The following is an 18,454-nucleotide window of genomic DNA, read 5'->3' on the forward strand; positions in this document are numbered from 1 at the left end:
CACCTACTCGCGCGCCCATCTCTAAGCACGCTTTCGTGAATCTCTTTACTACTTCTTCCTGATTGTTAAAGAACGACAGCCGATACAAGGCGCTATGCCTTACATCACTCGCTGACTGGCTCAATCGCCAATGCATAAGGCTCAGTTCGCACTGAACACTAGGCATTGAGGATTGGTGGAGGATGACGGGATCGAACCGACGACCCCCTGCTTGCAAAGCAGGTGCTCTCCCAGCTGAGCTAATCCCCCAGTCATACAGCGCACAGGGCATATCCAGCCAGCTACGTCAGCAACCACACCAGACAAGGCAATGGTGGGTCTGGATGGATTCGAACCATCGACCCCCGCCTTATCAAGACGGTGCTCTAACCGACTGAGCTACAGACCCCTGAGCCTGTCTTCAATTAACAGCCGACAAGTGTGAGCGCTCAACTTGTGAAACGCGAAAGCTCTGGAAAGGAGGTGATCCAGCCGCACCTTCCGATACGGCTACCTTGTTACGACTTCACCCCAGTCATGAATCCTACCGTGGTGACCGTCCTCCTTGCGGTTAGACTAGCCACTTCTGGTAAAACCCACTCCCATGGTGTGACGGGCGGTGTGTACAAGACCCGGGAACGTATTCACCGCGGCATGCTGATCCGCGATTACTAGCGATTCCAGCTTCACGCAGTCGAGTTGCAGACTGCGATCCGGACTACGATCGGTTTTCTGGGATTGGCTCCACCTCGCGGCTTGGCAACCCTCTGTTCCGACCATTGTATGACGTGTGAAGCCCTACCCATAAGGGCCATGAGGACTTGACGTCATCCCCACCTTCCTCCGGTTTGTCACCGGCAGTCTCCCTAGAGTGCTCTTGCGTAGCAACTAGGGACAAGGGTTGCGCTCGTTGCGGGACTTAACCCAACATCTCACGACACGAGCTGACGACAGCCATGCAGCACCTGTGTTACGGCTCCCTTTCGGGCACCCTCACCTCTCAGCAAGGTTCCGTACATGTCAAGGGTAGGTAAGGTTTTTCGCGTTGCATCGAATTAATCCACATCATCCACCGCTTGTGCGGGTCCCCGTCAATTCCTTTGAGTTTTAATCTTGCGACCGTACTCCCCAGGCGGTCAACTTCACGCGTTAGCTTCGTTACCAAGTCAATGAAGACCCGACAACTAGTTGACATCGTTTAGGGCGTGGACTACCAGGGTATCTAATCCTGTTTGCTCCCCACGCTTTCGTGCATGAGCGTCAGTATTGGCCCAGGGGGCTGCCTTCGCCATCGGTATTCCTCCACATCTCTACGCATTTCACTGCTACACGTGGAATTCTACCCCCCTCTGCCATACTCTAGCCCGCCAGTCACCAATGCAGTTCCCAGGTTAAGCCCGGGGATTTCACATCGGTCTTAGCGAACCGCCTGCGCACGCTTTACGCCCAGTAATTCCGATTAACGCTTGCACCCTACGTATTACCGCGGCTGCTGGCACGTAGTTAGCCGGTGCTTATTCTTCCGGTACCGTCATCCCGCCCCTGTATTAGAGAAGCGGTTTTCTTTCCGGACAAAAGTGCTTTACAACCCGAAGGCCTTCTTCACACACGCGGCATTGCTGGATCAGGGTTGCCCCCATTGTCCAAAATTCCCCACTGCTGCCTCCCGTAGGAGTCTGGGCCGTGTCTCAGTCCCAGTGTGGCTGGTCGTCCTCTCAGACCAGCTACAGATCGTCGCCTTGGTAGGCCTTTACCCCACCAACTAGCTAATCTGCCATCGGCCGCCCCTTGAGCGCGAGGTCCGAAGATCCCCCGCTTTCCTCCACAGAGCGTATGCGGTATTAATCCGGCTTTCGCCGGGCTATCCCCCACTCCAGGACACGTTCCGATGTATTACTCACCCGTTCGCCACTCGCCGCCAGGGTTGCCCCCGCGCTGCCGTCCGACTTGCATGTGTAAGGCATGCCGCCAGCGTTCAATCTGAGCCAGGATCAAACTCTTCAGTTCAAACCTGTTACTGTTTTTCGGTTCATCTAAGAACCGGTCGCTCACTCAAAATCACTGACGAAAGATCTGCGCTGGGTCTTTCAACCCAGTCAAACCTTCCTCAATTTCTTCCGTGTGAGACTCGATTACTTTCGCTATCAGTGACCCGAAGATCACCGCGCGCCTCGTCATCGAGCGCCCACACTTATCGGCTGTTGATTGTTAAAGAACATTCGCGGGAAGCGCCTTGCTTTCACCACGTTGCTGCGTCAGCAGCAGAGAAACGAGATTATGAAGAACCTTTTTCGTTTCGTCAACCGGTTTTTTTAGCATCGCCTGAAAAACCTTGCTGACTTCACGACCGCGCCGTCTCTGCCGCGGCCCCGTTGTGTCGCATCCAACTGACTGCCGCTCAACGAGGACGCGAATCTTAGGCCATCCCACGCCACGTGACAAGGGTGAGATGCAAAGTTTTTTCTAAAGCGGCCAAAGCAATCATTCCTCCCGCGCCTTCTCGACTTGCGCCACCGCGTCCACCGGCTTTCCACCCGCCTTCGCAGCCAGTTCGCGAGCATCGGGCGAACCGATCGTCCAGTCATGCAACACCGTGTACGCCACGGCGAGCAGCGTCGGACCAATGAACACGCCGAGGAAGCCAAACGCGAACGCGCCGCCCAGGATGCCGAGCATCACGAGAATCAGCGGCATGTCGCTGCTCTTTCCAATCAGGATAGGCTTGACGACGTTATCGGACATCCCCACCACCACCACGCCCCACACCACGAGAAAGATCGCCCATCCCGTTGCGCCGCCGTGATACAGCCAGATCGCGGCGGGCAGCCACACCACCACGGGGCCACCCGGTATCACCGAAAGAAAGAACGTCGCGAGTCCGAGCAACGCCGGCGTCGGCACGCCGGCAATCCAGCAGCCGAAACCAGCCAGCACGCCCTGCACCAGCGCCGTCCCGAGGATGCCATACACCACGCCCTTCACCGTGCTGCCCGCCAGCGCCAGCAGATAGTCGGCGCGCTCGCCGGCAATGCGCCGCATGCCCGCGTTGAGCCACGCCGCAGCGCCTTCGCCGCCCGTATAAAAGAAGAAAGTGAGAATGATGCTGAGCGCGAGCAATCCCAGCCCATGCGTGACAGCAAGTGCCGCCGCGAGAACCCACTTGCCCGCCGGCGCGGCCAGCACACGCAGTTGCGCAACCATCTCGGAATTACTGCTGGTCACGCGCTCCCAGAACGATTCGATGCTCGAGCCCACAAGCGGAATCCGCGCAACCCAACCGGGCAAATCGGGCAAGCCCGAATCCGTCAGCTTTTGCACGAACGCGGTGATGTCCTTGGTATGCGCGCCCAGCGCAAACCCCGCATACACGAAGGGGCCCAGCACGACGACCAGAATGATGAGCACGATCAGCGTCGCCGCCCACTTGCGCCGCCCGCCCAAGGTCTGCGACAGCTTGCAGTACAAGCCCCACGAGCTGTAGCTGAGAATCGCGCCCCACAGCAGCGCGGTCGTGAACGGCGCCAGCACCAGCAGCGAGCCGCCGACCAGCAGCAGCAACGCGAACACAGCCGCCAGCCGCTCGATCAGTTGATCCGACTTCACCATGCATTACCCCCGACACGACCCCAAAGTGACCTGAACGACCGCCGCGCAGACGTCGAAACATCTGCAGAACGAGTATAGGAAAGCTCCGGCGAAAGCCACGAACGCAAGGCCCGACACGGACCAACAGCCTCCGCGAGCGCGCCCTTCACGGACGGACAAGCCCACACCGCGGGCGATTCGCTGCCAGCAGTGCGTGTCGATAATATGTCGACGAAGAAACGACTAGAATATATGGTTCTCTGCACACAACCTCCGGATTTATGCGCTCGCGAATCGCCAAACGTCTCCCTCCCGATGCCGACAAGCTGGTCGGTCTATCGCTCGCGCTCTTCGCGTCGGGCAGCCGCACCGAAGACCGCTTCTGGGAATCCAAGCTCGACGCACTGCTCGCGAAAATAGTCCGCAACGGCAACCAGACCACGCTCGACGCCGCACTCGACCATCTCCAGCAGAATCATCCGGATGCTTACGGCGCCTTGGCCGACATGGCCGAAACGCATAGCGAGTCGCTGCTCGTCGAGCACGACGGCGTCCAGTACGAAGCGTTGCTGATCGCCGCGCCCGTACTGGCCTGGACGCGCTACGCGATTCCGTCGGGCACCCTCAAAGGCGACGCGGCCGACGCGCTGCGCGCCCATCTGCAGGCGCATGTGCTTGCAGCCGGCACGCGTGTCGCGATGGCGCCCTTTATGTATAGCATCGACCAGTTACCGCGTCATCACGTCGAAACCTGGCGCCTCGCGCAGCAGCTGGCGCAGGCAGCCGTGGCTGGCGGAAACGCGAAGATCAATTTTGGCGAACTGCCGGAAACGTCGCCCATTCTCGCCGATCCACGCTTCGTGCTGGCCGTTGTCGCGGCGCCCGTCGGCGCGCCCGTGTTCCGCTGGCAGGAGGAAGAAGGTGGCTCGCGCATCGAGCGCGGCCAATGTCTCGAACAATGGGCGACGCAAGGCGGCGCCAATCTGGCCGTCGTGCTGCCCGGTTGCGAGTTCGAATGCCTGTTGCCGGACGCCTACTACTCGGCCTGCCGCGACGCCGACGAGCGCGTGCGCCCGCACACCGTTCGCACCGCGGTGCGCTATCTGTTCGACACGATCGGCGCGACGCCCGACGAACTGCGCGCGGTCGTCGCCGGCTTCGGCGAGCGGCGCATCGACGAATACCGGATCGGCTTCACGCGCCGCGGCAGCAACGACGTGATCTACGGCGTCGTGTGGCCGCTGTACGGCCGCGAGAACGGCGACCCGGGCATCGACGAGGAACCGCAAGAGGCGATGTCGGCTGAAGGTCCGCTCGAAGATATCGTCGCGTTGCTGAAAGAAACGGGCATCACCGATATCCGCCGTCATGCTGGCCGCTTCGAGCCGGAATATTGTGACGACTGCGGCGTCCCACTTTATGCGGACCCGCTCGGCGAGATCGTTCACGCCGAAATGCCGGAAGATGCCGAGCCCGCTCAGCCACATTTCCACTGATCACTTCAGAGTTTTCTCTGCATCGAATCAAGCCCCGCCGCGTGCGGGGCTTTTTTCATGGCACTCGTCCTATGCCACCTGGACAGGCCGCCACGCGACTGGGAATTTGTCATCATCGACACGATGGTGCATCGCTGCGCGACGACGAAATCGTTGCGTGCATCGCGCCGTCACGACCGATCGATCAGGAGGCAATGCATGCGATTTTCAGTTTTCAACTCGGACGCCGAACGCAGGGAAGGACTCAAGACTCTCTTACGGCAAATCGACCGGCAGGCACGGTTCGGCGAAGCGCAGGACTGGCCGCAGGTCGAGCGCACGCTGCGCCGCCTGCAACCGGACCTGTTGCTGATCGACTGGGAGGACTGGATGTCGCCCCTCGACGCCCGCACGTTGCTCGCCAACCATCCCGGCCTGCCCGTCGCCGTGCTGGTCGACGACATATCGCCCGCCCATGTGCGCGCGTTCGTCGAGAAAGGCGTGCTCGGCGTCATTCCGCGCTCCACCGATCCGCGCGTGATCGTGCGCGCGCTAGAAATGGTTTTGCTGGGCGTTCACTACATTCCTGCGGGCGCCCTGTCGTTCGACGCACCCGTCTCGTCCGGCAAGCTCGCGCGTCAACTGAACGAGGCTCGCTCGCTAGAACTGGTCGCGCCGCCCAAGCGGCCACGCCTGGGCGGCGGCCTTTCGCCGCGGCAAGAACAGATCATGCGCTGCGTGCACATGGGCAGTACGAATAAAATGATTGCTCGCGCGTTAGGCATCAGCGAGGGCACCGTGAAAATCCATCTGGCGACGATCTTCCAGCAACTGGGCGCACCGAACCGCGCCGCCGCCGTCGCGATATACAACGGCTGGCTCACCGCGCAACTCGAAGTGCTGCGCAGCGGACACAATCGCATCCAGCGGCCCGCGCGCGTGACGTCCAACGTTGCGCCACTGCGGCAGCGCAAGCCGCGAACTTTCCGCTATCCGTTGCCTGCCAACGACACCACCGGCGCACTGCCGATGGCCGCCGAAGCGACGACGCCCTACGACATACGGCGCAAACGCCCGGAACGCGACGACGGCGCGATGTAAAGGTGCAAAGGATGTAAAGGTCGAAAGGAATCCACCGTGAATAGACATAAATCATCGCTGGCATGGAATCCGCTCACACGTTTCGCTATTCAACGAGTAATATGAAGACATGGGTTTCCTCTACACACCGCTTCCGTTGTGGGTCGCTGTCGGTGGCTGGATCGCCGCTGTGGCTTTGCTCGCGCTCGCGCTCTGGAAGAATCCGTTCAGGCGCTTGCAGGAACCCGTGCTCCAGCATGTGTGGCTCGCCATCATCGTCGCCGTGTCGGTGCTGTGGGCGACCAACGCCTGGCTCGAAGATGGCACGGTGATTCACCTGCTCGGTGCGACGCTCGTCGTCACGCTATTCGACTGGGGGCTCGCACTCATCGCAATGGCCATCGTGACGGGGCTTGCCGCCGTCGTCTTCGACGCGCCGTGGCAAGGCATCGCACTCACCTTCCTCGTATTCGGCGCCGTTCCCGTCGGCGTATCGACGCTCCTGCAACGTGCATGCGTCGCGTGGCTGCCGCGCAATCTCTTCATGTTCATCTTCGGCCAGGGTTTCGTGTCGCCCGCTATCGCGGTGTCGGTGGCATCGGCCGTTGCGCTGGCAACGCATATCGCGCTCGCCGACGGCTCGATGTCGGTCATCCCGGCCGGCTATGCGTTTAGCGTGTTCCTGCTTGCGTCGGGTGAATCGTGGTTCACGGGTATGTCGACGGCGTTGATCGCCGTCTATCGTCCCGCGTGGGTCACGACGTATGACGTGCGGCGCTATCGTCTCGGCGGTCCGCGCACCTGATCCTTCAACCGCAGTGCAATGGCATCGAGATGAATGCGCCCGTCCGGCGCGATTGCTGATGCATGCAACATCCGCCCATCTATCGCTCGTTGAGATCGGGCACTACGACACGGCAAAATATTTGTGCCAGGATTGAACTCCTTCCTGCGGATGGGCATCTTATGTGCCTGACGTCTTCATAGCATTGATCATAGATAGATGGATCGCACCAACGCACCGCGCCGATTGCCGCGGTTGGTCGGCCGGCTAGCGGTGTGGATTGCGAGCGCGTCGCTCGCATGCTCGCTGCCTGCCCTCGCCGATCAACTCGGGCAGCACAACGACCTCGTCAGCAAATTCATCAACGATATGCACGCCGATCCGCTCGTTGCGGATTGCGCCGCGCATGGCAACTTTGTCGCGAGCACGTCGACGGCTTTCGATCATGTCGAGTTCCCCCCCAGTTCATTCGACAGCGCGCACGCAGCCGTCACGCCCTGGAACGATTCGTTCGACGAAGGCAAGCAGAAGGTCAAGGTCGACAGCGTCGTGACCGTCGAAGGTCTGGGCGTTCCGCAAAGCGGCGGCGACCCGGCGCAGCTCAAGTTCCGCTGCGGCTATGTCGGCGCGCAGATGCTCGCGTTCAGCTGGAACGATCCCGTGCCGCCTCTGCGCTCGCGAAGCACGGCGTCGTCGGGATCGAACACGGCGAAGGGCAAGCACGCTGTCAGCGGCAAGGGTTCGAAGAAAAACTCAGGCAAGTCGACGAAAGGCACGACGAACAAGTCAGGCAACAAGAAGTCGGGCAAATCGTCAGGCAAGGCCGTGACGACCAAGAGCAGCGCCGCGAAGACGAGCGCTAAAACGAGCGCAAAAAAGTCGGCCGCGAAGAAGACACATTGAGCTCGCGCGAGAGCCTGATCTGACCATCCGATCAGACAAACCACGCGAGCAATAAAAAGCGAGGCCACGCATCACGCGTGGCCTCGCTTTTTTACATACCTTTGCGATTCGTCGATACAGCGCGTCAGGCAAACGTCTCCATATGCCAGAGAATCGCCTGCAGCATCGACGCACCGAGCGACGCGCTGCGCTCACCGTTCCAGCCCACGCGTTCGTCGGGCAGATTGGCATTGTCCTTGAACGGCATCTCCAGCGTCAGCGACAGGCAACCGAACTCGTTGCCGACGTACTTCGATGCCAGCTTCAGCGCATCCTGCCGATACTTGCTCGCTTCATAACCGTACTTGTCCTGGAAATCGGGACTCGCGCGCTTGAAGTTTTCGATGAATGCCGTCTGCTCCTGGCGTTGGCGTTCGGTGAAGCTCGGCAGCATCTCCGAGCCCGCGACGAACACATACGGCAGCGCCTCGTCGCCGTGAATGTCGAAGAACAGATCGCAACCCGTCGCATGAATCGCGTCGCGCACGAGCAGCACTTCGGGGCTGCGCGCAGCGTCCGGCTCCATCCATTCGCGATTCAGGTTCGCGCCGGCCGCATTCGTGCGCAGGTTGCCGTGCACGCTGCCGTCCGGGTTCATGTTCGGCACGATGTAGAAGTCGGCGTAATCGAAGAGCTTGCGCGCGACGGGGTCTCCCGACCAGTCGCCCCACCCCGCGAGCCGCTTCACCAGACCTTCGACGAACCACTCGGCCATCGTCTCGCCCGGATGCTGGCGCGCGATGATCCAGATGGTCTTCTTCGGCTTCAGCGTGCCGTCTTCGAGCAAGCTCGGCGTGCCGAGCGTGAGCAGCGACATCGGCCGGCCTTCGACCGTCTTGCCCAGTTCCGTCAGCGCCGCATGCGGCATCTGTTGAACTGCGCCGAGAAATTCCGAGTGACGCTCTTCGCTGTACGGCTCGAAGTACGCGTAATAGATGCGGTCGAAATCGGGCGTGTGATCGATGGTCAGCACGCGGCCGTCGTACGAGGTCGGCACGCGAAACCAGTTCACGCGGTCATAGCTCGCGCACGCCTGATAGTTGCGCCAGCCGTCGGCGAATGCACAGTCGGCGGCGTTCTCGAAGGTCATCACGCAGCGCTCGCCGCGCGCGCCCGACAACCGGAAATAGAACCACTGCGCAAAGTCGGCGTGGCTGTCGGCACGCACGCGCAAGCGGATGTTGTCGGCCTGCGCGCAGGACAGGACTTCGATCGCGCCTGCGTCGAAATTGCTCGTAATGGATAGCGTCATGATGGTGTTTCCTGCTGGTTCGGCGCGGCGTCAGTCCGCGATGCGCCGGCGAAAGACGTAGGTGGAATCGTTCGAAGCATCGGCGTCGAAAGCGTAGCCTTCGGCGTCGAAGCCCTTGAGTTGCTCCGGCGTTTCGAAGCGATTCGCCACCAGATAGCGCGCCATCAGGCCGCGCGCGCGTTTCGCGTGAAAGCTGATGATCTTGTAGCGCCCGCCCTTCCAGTCCTCGAACACGGGCGTGATGACGGGCGCGGCGAGTTTCTTCGGTTTGACCGATTTGAAATATTCCGTCGACGCGCAGTTGATCAGCACGCGCGAGCCGTCCTGCTTCTTTTCCAGTTGCCGGTTGAGCGCCTGCGTGATGCGCTCGCCCCAGAACGCGTACAGATCCTTGCCGCGCCGGTTCGCGAAGCGCGTGCCCATTTCTAGCCGATACGGCTGCAGCAGATCGAGCGGACGCAGCAGACCGTAGAGGCCCGACAGCACGCGCACGTGCTGCTGCGCATAGTCGAGATCGGATGCGGACAGCGACTTCGCGTCGAAGCCTTCATACACGTCGCCGTTGAATGCGAGCACGGCTTGCTTCGCATTGGACGTGTCGAATTTCGGCGACCAGTCGGCGTAACGCTGGAAATTCAGATGCGCGAGCTGATCGGAAATGTCCATCAGCGACGCGATGTCTTGCGGCGACAAGCGGCGCAGATCGCCGATCAGCTCGGCGGCGTCATCGACGAAATCGGGGATGGTGTGCTTCTTGACGTGCGGCGGGGTGTCGTAGTCGAGCGATTTGGCCGGCGACAGAACGATTATCATAGAGGCTTTCAGGCACGCCGTGCCTGGCGGTCAAAGACGAAAGCCAGATTGTAACGAATGCCCGAAACCCCTGCCTTGCCCGAACAGAACACGCCTGCCGCAAGAAATGCGGCGGCGCCCGCCGTCGTGCTCGATTCGAACGTGTGGATCGACATTCTCGTGTTCGACGACCCGCACACGCGCCCCATTCTCGCTGCGCTCGAAAGCGGTGCGCTGCGCGCGCTGATCGACGCTCGCTGCCTCGCCGAACTCACTTACGTGCTCGACTATCCGCAGTTCGAAAAGCGCGCTGTCGACAAAACCGCCGCGCTCGCGACGCTCGCGCGGCTATCGACGCTAGTCGAGCCCACGCCCGACGAGAACGCGCCCGCGCTGCCCAAATGCAAGGATCGCGACGACCAGAAGTTTCTCGAACTCGCCTATGCGATGCAGGCGGACTGGCTGGTCTCGAAAGATCGCGCGGTGTTGAAGCTCGCGAAACGGATTGCCCGCGATTTCGGTTTCCGGATCGCGCAGCCCGCGCCGTTCGTCGTCGAATGTGCGCTGACGGCGCAAGCGCCTGTCGAGGCCTGACGCGCGCCGGCGCAGTCCGCAGACGAAACGAAACGAAACGCGACGCGCTGCCGGGCGGCGCCGCCAACCGCCGCGCGGATTTTCCCTACAATCGAGCTTCACGCCTGACCACAACGGCATCAACGACCACGACCGCATCCGGACCGCGACATGAACGCACCGCACGATCTGACGAGCACGCCTATGACCACCCTGCCTCCATCGTTCCCATCCCGTCTGCCGACCGTCGGCACGACGATCTTCACCGTGATGAGCGCGCTCGCCGCCGAAAAGAACGCGGTCAATCTCGGCCAGGGCTTTCCGGATTTCGATTGCGATCCGCGCATCGTCGATGCCGTGGCCGGCGCGATGCGCGAAGGCCACAACCAGTACCCGCCGATGGCAGGCGTCGCGCCGCTGCGCCAGGCGATCTCCGAGAAGATCGCCAACCTGTACGGACGCCGCTACGACGCCACGACCGAAATCACGGTAACGGCGGGCGCGACGCAGGCGCTTCTGACGGCGATCCTGTGCGCTGTCCATCCGGGCGATGAAGTGATCGTGGTCGAGCCGACGTACGACAGCTACCTGCCGTCGATCGAACTGGCGGGCGGCAAGCCCGTGTTCGTCACACTCGAAGCGCCCGACTACGCCATCCCGTTCGACAGGCTGGCCGCCGCAATCACGCCGAAAACGCGCATGATCCTCATCAACACGCCGCACAACCCGACGGGCACCGTCTGGCGCGCGGAGGACATGAAGAAGCTCGAAGAGATCGTACGCGGCACGAATGTGCTGATTCTTTCCGACGAAGTGTACGAGCACATGGTCTACGACGGCGCACCGCACGAAAGCGTGGCGCGCTATCCGGAACTCGCGCAGCGCAGCTTTGTGGTGTCGAGCTTCGGCAAGACCTATCACGTGACGGGCTGGAAGGTCGGCTACGTGGCCGCGCCCGCCGCGCTGACGGCGGAATTCCGCAAGGTCCACCAGTTCAACGTGTTCACCGTCAACACGCCGATGCAACTCGGCCTCGCGCACTATATGCAGGACCCGGCGCCGTATCTGAACCTGCCCGCCTTCTATCAGAAGAAGCGCGATTTCTTCCGCGCCGGCCTCGCGCAATCGCGCTTCAAGCTGTTGCCGTGCACGGGCACGTATTTCCAGTGCGTCGACTATTCGGCCATCAGCGACATGCCCGAAGCCGAATTCGCGCAATGGCTGACGAGCGAGATCGGCGTGGCCGCCATTCCCGTGTCGGCGTTCTATCACGAGTCGCATGAATCGGGCGTCGTGCGCTTCTGCTTCGCGAAGAAAGAAGACACGCTCGCCACCGCGCTCGAACGGCTGGCGCGTCTCTGAGATGGCGCGCGCGATGCTGCGAACGAACCCCGGTTCTTCGTCATCGCGCGCGAAGCGGCGCGGCGCCTGTCGGTCGCCGCATGCGGCGCGCGGTCGTGCCGCGCCCTCACTGCTTCTTTTGCGCTTCCATGTAGGCCTTGCGGTCGTCCGTCACGCGCTGCGCGGCCGGACGTGCATTAATCGCCTTCACGTACGGCTTCCAGTCGATGCCGACATCGAGCAGAAAATCGCGCCCGTACACGGCCCGCGTCGCGATGCCGACGAGCGGCAAGCTCACGAAGCCCGCCACGTCCGCGATGCTGAACTGCTCGCCGCGCAGATACGGCGTGAACTTCGCAAGCCGCCTGAAGCCGCGGATATGATGGATCAGCAGTTTCTCGGTGCGCCCTTTCGTGGCGTCGGTGATCGTGCCGCCGAAGAACGCCTGCTTGTACAGATTGCGCGCCGTCAGTTCGAGATGCACGTCCACGAACGTGATCAATTCGCGCTCCTTCGCGGCTTCCCACGGGTCGCGCGAGAAGATTGCCTTCTCCGGAAAGGCCGCGGCCAGATATTCGATGATCGCCTGCGACTCGCACAGGCTGCCATGCTCAGTCACGATGTACGGCACCTTGCCGAGCGGCGAGTGTTCGAGCACCGCCTCGTCCTGGCTGAACGGAACGCACACTTCCTCGAACGGAATGCCGAATTCGAGCAGCGCAAACTTCACTTTGTTGTAATAGTTGGACAGCGCAAAACCGTGCAGCTTGATCATCCGGTGTCTCCCTGCGGATGGTTGTCGAAAGTCGCTTGCCATTCGTCGCGGACCGCGCACATGCACGCGCACACGACGAATTGAAACGAACGTACTATTTTAGAATAATCATGGAGTGAGTCACATCATGGCACCGAATACCTCTCGCCAGACCAGCATCGAGACCGTCGGCATCGTCGGCACGGGCGCGATGGGACGCGGCATCGCGCAGATCGCCGCACTCGCGGGCCTCAAGGTCAGGCTCTACGACACGAATGCCGCTGCCATCGGCGCGGCGCGCGATTACCTGTCCGACACGTTCTCGAAGCTGGTCGCCAAAGGCAAGCTCGACAATTCGCGCTCGCTTGCCGCGCTCGCGAACGTAACGGGCGCCACGGCGATCGGCGAACTCAAGGACTGCGACCTCGTCGTCGAAGCGATCGTCGAAAAGCTCGATGTGAAGCGCGCGCTTTTCAAGGAGCTCGAAGGCATCGTCAGCGAGCGCTGCATTCTCGCGTCGAATACGTCTTCACTGTCGATCACGGCGATTGCGGCCGCGTGCGCCGATCCATCGCGCGTCGTCGGCTATCACTTCTTCAATCCGGTGCCGCTGATGAAGGTCGTCGAAGTGATCGACGGCCTGCGCAGCGATCCCGCCGCCGGCGACGCGCTGATGGATCTCGCGCGCCGCGTGGGCCACACGCCCGTGCGCGCGAAGGATATGCCCGGCTTCGTCGTCAATCACGCGGGCCGCGGCATGAATACGGAGGGCTTGCGCGTCGCGGACGAAGGCGTCGCGAGCTTCGTCGATATCGACCGCATCATGCGCGAGCAGGCGGGCTTTCGTCTCGGGCCATTCGAGCTGCTCGATCTGACCGCGCTCGACGTGTCGCACCCGGTGATGGAATCGATCTATCACCAGTTCTATGAAGAGCCGCGCTTCACGCCGTCGCCGATCACGGGCACGCGCCTCGCGGGCGGGCTGATCGGGCGCAAGGCTGGCGAGGGCTTTTATGTATATGTCGACGGCAAGCAGCAGGCGCCTGTCGAAGCGCCCGCACCGACCGAGCTGCCGAAGCGCGTATGGGTCAGCGCACGCGTGCCCGCTGCGCGCGACGCCGTGCTCGCGTTGATCGCGAAGGCCCGCGTCGCCGTCGACGAAGGCACCACCCCCGCCGCCGATTCGCTGATCGTCGTCACGCCGCTCGGCTTCGACGCGACCACCGCGGCTGTCGATGAAAACCTCGACGCGAGCCGCGTCGTTGCCATCGATACCCTCTTCCCGCTCGTCGACGCGCAACGCCGCACGCTGATGACCACGCCCGCAACGACGCGCGCCGCGCGCGATACCGCGCACGCTCTCTTCGCACACGACGGCGTGCCCGTCACTGTCATCCGCGATTCGACGGGCTTCGTCGCGCAGCGCGTGGTCGCGACGATCGTCAACATCGGCTGCGATATCGCACAGCGCCAGATTGCGTCGCCGCAGGACATCGACCTCGCCGTGACACTCGGCCTCGGCTATCCGCGCGGGCCGCTCGCCCTCGGCGATGCGCTCGGCGCCCAAACCATCCTGACCATTCTGCGCAACATGTTCAGCGTGCTCGGCGATCCACGCTACCGTCCGTCGCCGTGGCTGGCGCGCCGCGCGCAACTCGGCATCTCGCTCACGCAAGCCGACGCCGCCGATCAGGACAACACGAAGGAGCAAGCGTAATGGCCGCCGAACTGCTCGCCTCCCGCCCAGCCGAAAGCGAATCGACGCTCGTGCTGACGCTGTCGAACCCGGGCGCGCGCAACGCGATGCACCCGGACATGTACGCCGCCGGCATCGAAGCAATCGACACCGCCGAACGCGATCCGTCGATCGGCGCCGTCGTCATCACGGGCGCGGACAACTTCTTCTGCGCGGGCGGCAACCTGAACCGCCTGCTCGAAAACCGCGCGAAAGATCCGTCCGTGCAGGCGCAAAGCATCGATCTGCTCGGCGAATGGATCGCCGCGTTGCAGGCGTCGTCGAAGCCGGTGATCGCGGCCGTCGAGGGCGCGGCGGCAGGCGCGGGCTTTTCGCTTGCGCTCGCGTGCGACCTGATCGTCGCCGGCGACGACGCGAAGTTCGTAATGTCGTATGCACGCGTCGGCCTTACGCCGGATGGCGGCGGCTCGTGGTTCCTCGCGCGCGCGTTGCCGCGTCAGATCGCAACGGAAGTGCTGATTGAAGGCAAGCCGATCGGCGCACAGCGTCTGTACGACCTGGGCGTCGTCAACCGGCTCGTGAAGCCGGGCGCCGCGCGCGATACGGCGATCGCGTGGGCCGACGACCTCGGCAAGGTATCGCCGAATGCGAAGGCACGCATCAAAGGATTGATCGCGGCGGCGGGCGCGCAATCGCTGCCCGAGCATCTCGTTGCGGAGCGCGACAGCTTCGTCGCGTCGCTGCATCATCGCGACGGGCTGGAGGGCATCACCGCGTTCCTCGAAAAGCGCGCACCCAACTACAAATGAGCACGTCGACCGGGTCCGGCTATCAGTTGCCGAAGCGCCGCCGCATCTATCTGATGCGGCACGGCGACGTCACGTACTTCGATGCATCGGGCAGTACGATCGACCCCGAGCGCGTGCCGCTCAACGAAAACGGCCGCGCACAGGCCGATGCCGCCGGCCGCGCGTTTGCCGACCAGAACGTGCGGTTCGATCGCGTGATCGCCAGTGGCTTGCCGCGCACGGTCGAGACGGCACAGCGCGTGCTCGCGCAAATGAGCCAGCACACCGGGATCGACATCGAACCCGCATGGGAAGAAATACGCAGCGGCAAGCCGGGTTCGGTTCCCGCCCACGATCTCGAAGCGGCGTTTATCGGCGCGTTCGACGGCATCGTTGCGGAGGACGTGCAGTTTCTCGGCGGCGAGACGATCGGCGCACTGTTCGACCGTGTGCTGCCGGCGCTGGCCGCGCTGCGCGCCGACTCATCGTGGGATGTCGTATTGCTCGTGCTGCACGGCGGCGTCAATCGCGCGATCCTGTCGCATGCGATCACGGCAGGCGGCCGCACCTTCTTCGGCCATCTCGCGCAGGCGACGGGCTGCGTGAATGCGCTCGACGTCGGGGCCGCGCCGCGCGACTGGGTGGTGAGGATGATCAATCATGCGCCGCCCTCGCCGCTGCATCGTGACGTGCGCAATACGTCGATGGAAATGCTTTACGCACAATTCATTCAGAGCAGGCGCAGCTAGCAGGCCGATCATTCGATCATCCAACGGAGGAGACATGCCGCAAGACGCGACACCTACCGACTACTCCGCTTTTGAAGGCACGCGGCCCGTCAGCGAACGGCAGCGCATCGACACGGGCGCCCTTTCCGCCTGGCTCGCGCAACATGTCGACGGCTTTGCCGGACCTCTGACGCTCGAACAATTCGCGGGCGGCCAGTCGAATCCAACCTTCAAGCTGATTACGCCGACGCGCGCTTATGTGATGCGCGCGAAGCCTGCCCCGTCCGCGAAACTGCTGCCGTCCGCGCATGCGATCGAGCGCGAGTATCGCGTGATGCATGCGCTGCGCGACACCGACGTACCCGTCGCGAAGATGCTCGCGCTATGCGAGGACGAAAGCGTGATCGGCCGGGCGTTCTACGTGATGGAGTTCGTCCAGGGCCGCGTGCTGTGGGACCCGTCGCTGCCCGGCATGACGCCTGCGCAGCGCGGTGCGATCTACGACGAGATGAATCGCGTGATCGCCGCGCTGCATAGCGTCGATGTCGCCAGGGTCGGGCTCGCGGACTACGGCAAGCCCGGCAACTACCTTGCGCGCCAGATCGGCCGATGGAGCAAGCAGTATCAGGCGTCGGAAACGGAGCCGATCGACGCGATGCATCGTCTGATCGAATGGCTGCCGCAACATATGCCCGCCGAAACGGACGAACAAGCGGGCCAGCGCGTGTCCGTCGTGCACGGCGATTACCGGCTCGACAATCTGATCTTTGATCCGCACGAATCGCGCGTGCTAGCCGTGCTCGACTGGGAACTGTCGACGCTCGGCGATCCCCTCGCCGACTTTGCGTATCACTGCATGGCGTGGCATGTCGATCCAGAGCAGTTTCGGGGCATCGCCGGACTCGACTGGGCCGCGCTCGGCATACCCGACGAGGCACGCTACGTGCAACGCTATTGCGAGCGCACCGGCCAGACGATTTGCGGCGACTGGAACTTCTATCTCGCGTACAACATGTTCCGCATCGCGGCGATCTTGCAGGGAATCATGAAGCGCGTGGTCGACGGCACGGCAGCGAGCGAACAGGCCGCCGACGCAGGACGGCGCGCCAGGCCGATGGCCGAACTTGCGTGGCGCTATGCGCAGAAGGTTCGCTGAGTGATGGGCCTGCGACACCGCGTGCTCGATCTGTAGACCGGATTCAACGACATCCACGAGGGCAAGATGAATTTCGACTACACCCCAAAGGTTCAGGCATTGCGCGACAAGTTGCTCGCATTCTTCGACGAGCACATCTATCCGAACGAACAGGCCTACGCTGCAGAAGTGGCGCGCAACCGCCAGGCGGGCAACGCGTGGGTGCCGACGGAACTGATCGAAACGCTGAAGCAGCAGGCGCGCGATGCCGGCCTATGGAACCTGTTTCTACCCGATTCCGAGCGCGGCGCGGGCCTGACGAACCTCGAATATGCGCCGCTGTGCGAGATCATGGGCCGTGTGCCGTGGTCGCCCGAGGTGTTCAACTGCAATGCGCCCGACACCGGCAACATGGAGACGATCGAGCGTTACGGCAACGAGGAGAACCGGCGCGAGTGGCTGGAGCCGCTGCTGCAAGGCCAGATCCGTTCGGCGTTTCTGATGACCGAGCCGGAGGTGGCGTCATCGGATGCGACCAACATTCAGACGAGCATCGTGCGCGACGGCGACGCGTATGTGATCAATGGGCACAAGTGGTGGTCGTCGGGCGCGGGCGATCCGCGCTGCAAGCTCTTCATCGTGATGGGCAAAACGGACCCTGAGGCGCCGCGTCACGCGCAGCAATCGATGATTCTCGTGCCTGCGGAGGCGACGGGGATTACGGTGCATCGACCGTTGAGCGTGTTCGGTTATGACGATGCGCCGCACGGGCATATGGAGATCACGCTGGATAACGTGCGCGTGCCTGCTGTGAATATGTTGCTTGGCGAGGGGCGCGGGTTTGAGATTGCGCAGGGGCGGCTCGGGCCGGGGCGCATTCATAATTGCATGCGGTTGATCGGGCTTGCTGAGCGTGCGCTCGAGTTGATGTGCAGGCGCACGCTGCAGCGTGTGGCGTTTGGCAAGCCGATTGCGGCGCAGACCGTTACGCAGGAGCGGATTGCCGAGGCGAGGTGTCTGATCGAGCAGGCCCGGTTGCTGACGCTGAAGACGGCTTACATGATGGATACCGTCGGGAATAAAGGCGCGCGCGGTGAGATCGCGATGATCAAGGTTGTTGCGCCCAACATGGCGTGTCAGGTGATTGACTGGGCCATTCAGGCGCATGGCGCGGCTGGGATGTGTGATGATTTTCCTCTGGCTTATGCCTATACCACCGCGCGGTGGTTGCGGTTTGCTGATGGGCCAGATGAGGTGCATCGGAATGCTATTGCCAAGATTGAGCTTGGGAAGTATTCGGAGTGATGCGCTGGCATCCGCGATGCGTTGTCTCGCTTCACGCATCGCGGATGCCAGCGCAAAGGCAAACGCACACCGGCGACGCCTGAAGCACGCTAACAATTCGCGGATGCCCGCGCAAAACCCAAAACCGCGGATGCCAGCGCAAAAAACCGCAAACGCCAGCGGCAAAGACGAGACGCGGAAGTGGTGTGTCTGACCGAGCGTCGGGCCGATGCCGCACATCTGGAACATGCCTGCGAGGCGCGGGC

The 18,454-nt window shown here is 62.5% G+C and carries 15 protein-coding genes, 2 tRNA genes and 1 rRNA gene; 11 read left to right on the forward strand and 7 right to left on the reverse strand.

Annotated features, from left to right (window positions below; genetic code table 11):
- Positions 1–173 precede the first annotated feature (173 nt).
- From C2L66_RS10445 to C2L66_RS10460, 4 genes are all read right to left on the reverse strand, one after another.
- Positions 174–249, reverse strand: a tRNA-Ala gene (locus C2L66_RS10445).
- A gap of 62 nt (positions 250–311) precedes the next feature.
- Positions 312–388, reverse strand: a tRNA-Ile gene (locus C2L66_RS10450).
- A 67-nt stretch (positions 389–455) separates the two neighbouring features.
- A 16S ribosomal RNA gene (locus C2L66_RS10455) occupies positions 456–1,986 on the reverse strand.
- A 474-nt stretch (positions 1,987–2,460) separates the two neighbouring features.
- Positions 2,461–3,585, reverse strand: coding sequence for an AI-2E family transporter (locus tag C2L66_RS10460; protein ID WP_054930096.1), 1,125 nt, complete (start codon positions 3,583–3,585; stop codon positions 2,461–2,463).
- Between the two features lie 260 nt (positions 3,586–3,845).
- Between C2L66_RS10460 and C2L66_RS10465 the strand changes: the two genes are divergently transcribed.
- The 4 genes from C2L66_RS10465 (at position 3,846) to C2L66_RS10480 (ending at position 7,806) form a co-directional block, all read left to right on the forward strand.
- The gene (locus tag C2L66_RS10465) at positions 3,846–5,060 is read left to right on the forward strand and encodes a DUF2863 family protein (RefSeq protein ID WP_036003896.1); all 1,215 of its coding nucleotides are present in this window, start codon (positions 3,846–3,848) and stop codon (positions 5,058–5,060) included.
- 198 nt (positions 5,061–5,258) lie between these two features.
- Positions 5,259–6,140, forward strand: a complete 882-nt coding sequence (locus C2L66_RS10470; protein WP_054930097.1) for a LuxR family transcriptional regulator — start codon at positions 5,259–5,261, stop codon at positions 6,138–6,140.
- 109 nt (positions 6,141–6,249) lie between these two features.
- Entirely contained in the window at positions 6,250–6,924 is a 675-nt protein-coding gene (locus tag C2L66_RS10475; protein ID WP_054930095.1) for an energy-coupling factor ABC transporter permease, read from the forward strand.
- Positions 6,925–7,122: 198 nt separating this feature from the next.
- Entirely contained in the window at positions 7,123–7,806 is a 684-nt protein-coding gene (locus tag C2L66_RS10480; RefSeq protein WP_060600216.1) for a BspC domain-containing protein, read from the forward strand.
- A 124-nt stretch (positions 7,807–7,930) separates the two neighbouring features.
- Here C2L66_RS10480 and C2L66_RS10485 read toward each other — a convergent pair whose 3' ends face one another.
- Both C2L66_RS10485 and yaaA read right to left on the reverse strand, forming a co-directional pair.
- A complete protein-coding gene (locus tag C2L66_RS10485; RefSeq protein ID WP_054930093.1) occupies positions 7,931–9,097 on the reverse strand; it encodes a M14 family metallopeptidase in 1,167 nt (388 codons plus the stop codon).
- 30 nt (positions 9,098–9,127) lie between these two features.
- A complete protein-coding gene (gene yaaA / locus C2L66_RS10490; RefSeq protein WP_060600214.1) occupies positions 9,128–9,910 on the reverse strand; it encodes a peroxide stress protein YaaA in 783 nt (260 codons plus the stop codon).
- A 57-nt stretch (positions 9,911–9,967) separates the two neighbouring features.
- On the opposite strand from yaaA, the gene C2L66_RS10495 reads away from it, so the two are divergent.
- Together C2L66_RS10495 and C2L66_RS10500 are read left to right on the forward strand one after the other, a co-directional pair.
- Positions 9,968–10,483, forward strand: a complete 516-nt coding sequence (locus tag C2L66_RS10495) for a putative toxin-antitoxin system toxin component, PIN family (RefSeq protein WP_060600212.1) — start codon at positions 9,968–9,970, stop codon at positions 10,481–10,483.
- 150 nt (positions 10,484–10,633) lie between these two features.
- The gene (locus C2L66_RS10500) at positions 10,634–11,824 is read left to right on the forward strand and encodes a pyridoxal phosphate-dependent aminotransferase (protein ID WP_060600211.1); all 1,191 of its coding nucleotides are present in this window, start codon (positions 10,634–10,636) and stop codon (positions 11,822–11,824) included.
- 106 nt (positions 11,825–11,930) lie between these two features.
- On the opposite strand, the gene C2L66_RS10505 is transcribed toward C2L66_RS10500, so the two are convergent.
- Positions 11,931–12,578 (reverse strand): glutathione S-transferase family protein, encoded by a 648-nt coding sequence (locus C2L66_RS10505; RefSeq protein WP_060600209.1) that lies wholly within the window; start codon positions 12,576–12,578, stop codon positions 11,931–11,933.
- A gap of 127 nt (positions 12,579–12,705) precedes the next feature.
- Between C2L66_RS10505 and C2L66_RS10510 the strand changes: the two genes are divergently transcribed.
- The 5 genes from C2L66_RS10510 to C2L66_RS10530 all read left to right on the forward strand — a co-directional run bounded on the left by C2L66_RS10510 (position 12,706) and on the right by C2L66_RS10530 (position 18,209).
- A complete protein-coding gene (locus C2L66_RS10510) occupies positions 12,706–14,274 on the forward strand; it encodes a 3-hydroxyacyl-CoA dehydrogenase (protein ID WP_060600208.1) in 1,569 nt (522 codons plus the stop codon).
- A complete protein-coding gene (locus C2L66_RS10515) occupies positions 14,274–15,062 on the forward strand; it encodes an oxepin-CoA hydrolase, alternative type (protein WP_060600206.1) in 789 nt (262 codons plus the stop codon). The genes C2L66_RS10510 and C2L66_RS10515 overlap by 1 nt, the downstream gene beginning before the upstream one ends.
- Entirely contained in the window at positions 15,059–15,790 is a 732-nt protein-coding gene (locus C2L66_RS10520) for a histidine phosphatase family protein (protein WP_060600204.1), read from the forward strand. Before C2L66_RS10515 ends, C2L66_RS10520 begins: the two co-directional genes overlap by 4 nt.
- 34 nt (positions 15,791–15,824) lie before the next feature.
- Entirely contained in the window at positions 15,825–16,925 is a 1,101-nt protein-coding gene (locus C2L66_RS10525; RefSeq protein ID WP_060600203.1) for a phosphotransferase, read from the forward strand.
- Between the two features lie 66 nt (positions 16,926–16,991).
- Entirely contained in the window at positions 16,992–18,209 is a 1,218-nt protein-coding gene (locus tag C2L66_RS10530) for an acyl-CoA dehydrogenase family protein (RefSeq protein WP_060600201.1), read from the forward strand.
- Positions 18,210–18,454 lie beyond the last annotated feature (245 nt).

This window comes from Paraburkholderia caribensis, from assembly GCF_002902945.1.
Lineage (GTDB): Bacteria > Pseudomonadota > Gammaproteobacteria > Burkholderiales > Burkholderiaceae > Paraburkholderia > Paraburkholderia caribensis.

What these genes read in the sequence shown, in the direction of transcription:
- C2L66_RS10505 (WP_060600209.1), bottom strand. Translation starts at nt 12,578, where the DNA reads ATGATCAAGCTGCACGGTTTTGCGCTGTCCAACTATTACAACAAAGTG.
- C2L66_RS10470 (WP_054930097.1), top strand. Translation starts at nt 5,259, where the DNA reads ATGCGATTTTCAGTTTTCAACTCGGACGCCGAACGCAGGGAAGGACTC.
- C2L66_RS10475 (WP_054930095.1), top strand. Translation starts at nt 6,250, where the DNA reads ATGGGTTTCCTCTACACACCGCTTCCGTTGTGGGTCGCTGTCGGTGGC.
- C2L66_RS10520 (WP_060600204.1), top strand. Translation starts at nt 15,059, where the DNA reads ATGAGCACGTCGACCGGGTCCGGCTATCAGTTGCCGAAGCGCCGCCGC.
- C2L66_RS10530 (WP_060600201.1), top strand. Translation starts at nt 16,992, where the DNA reads ATGAATTTCGACTACACCCCAAAGGTTCAGGCATTGCGCGACAAGTTG.
- C2L66_RS10515 (WP_060600206.1), top strand. Translation starts at nt 14,274, where the DNA reads ATGGCCGCCGAACTGCTCGCCTCCCGCCCAGCCGAAAGCGAATCGACG.
- C2L66_RS10495 (WP_060600212.1), top strand. Translation starts at nt 9,968, where the DNA reads ATGCCCGAAACCCCTGCCTTGCCCGAACAGAACACGCCTGCCGCAAGA.
- C2L66_RS10510 (WP_060600208.1), top strand. Translation starts at nt 12,706, where the DNA reads ATGGCACCGAATACCTCTCGCCAGACCAGCATCGAGACCGTCGGCATC.
- C2L66_RS10525 (WP_060600203.1), top strand. Translation starts at nt 15,825, where the DNA reads ATGCCGCAAGACGCGACACCTACCGACTACTCCGCTTTTGAAGGCACG.
- C2L66_RS10465 (WP_036003896.1), top strand. Translation starts at nt 3,846, where the DNA reads ATGCGCTCGCGAATCGCCAAACGTCTCCCTCCCGATGCCGACAAGCTG.
- C2L66_RS10480 (WP_060600216.1), top strand. Translation starts at nt 7,123, where the DNA reads ATGGATCGCACCAACGCACCGCGCCGATTGCCGCGGTTGGTCGGCCGG.
- C2L66_RS10500 (WP_060600211.1), top strand. Translation starts at nt 10,634, where the DNA reads ATGAACGCACCGCACGATCTGACGAGCACGCCTATGACCACCCTGCCT.
- C2L66_RS10485 (WP_054930093.1), bottom strand. Translation starts at nt 9,097, where the DNA reads ATGACGCTATCCATTACGAGCAATTTCGACGCAGGCGCGATCGAAGTC.
- yaaA (WP_060600214.1), bottom strand. Translation starts at nt 9,910, where the DNA reads ATGATAATCGTTCTGTCGCCGGCCAAATCGCTCGACTACGACACCCCG.
- C2L66_RS10460 (WP_054930096.1), bottom strand. Translation starts at nt 3,585, where the DNA reads ATGGTGAAGTCGGATCAACTGATCGAGCGGCTGGCGGCTGTGTTCGCG.